Source organism: Mesorhizobium sp. M8A.F.Ca.ET.165.01.1.1, from assembly GCF_004792065.1.
Lineage (GTDB): Bacteria > Pseudomonadota > Alphaproteobacteria > Rhizobiales > Rhizobiaceae > Mesorhizobium.
Map to the genome: position 1 here is coordinate 1 of NZ_SRTH01000084.1, position 412 is coordinate 412.

Sequence of the window (412 nt, forward strand, 5' to 3'; positions counted from 1 at the left end):
CTTCACCGCGTGGCAGCGGCCGATAAGCCGGCTGTCGCGATAGCTGAGCGCCGAAAGCAGCACCACCGTACCGTCATACAGCGCCGGCTTCGCCTCCATTTCGCGCCGCCAGTTTTCGGCGATCGCTGCCCGATTGTCGCGTTCGAAGGGATGCGGATTTGGGTCGAGCCTTACGTCGACGTCGTCGACCGGCAAGATCACGTTGCGCGGCAGGTCGAAACTCACGGGCTCAGGCCATGTCCAGGGTGATCACCACCGGGCAGTGGTCGGAGGCCTTCGGCCTGTCCCAGCCGGCGCGCGGGAAACGTTCCACCTCCTGCCCGGACGGAAAGATGGTACGCCATGGCTGGCCGTTGCGGATGATCTCCGGCACCGCTGTGGCGTTCTTCGCCGCCAGCGCCTTGGACAGGAG

2 pseudogenes are annotated in these 412 nt (G+C 65.8%); both read right to left on the reverse strand.

Features of this window, described 5'->3' with window-relative positions:
* Positions 1-225, reverse strand: a pseudogene (locus EN808_RS35220) (hypothetical protein); the annotation flags it as partial.
* Positions 226-229: 4 nt separating this feature from the next.
* Positions 230-412 (reverse strand): annotated as a pseudogene (locus EN808_RS35225) (endonuclease); the annotation flags it as partial.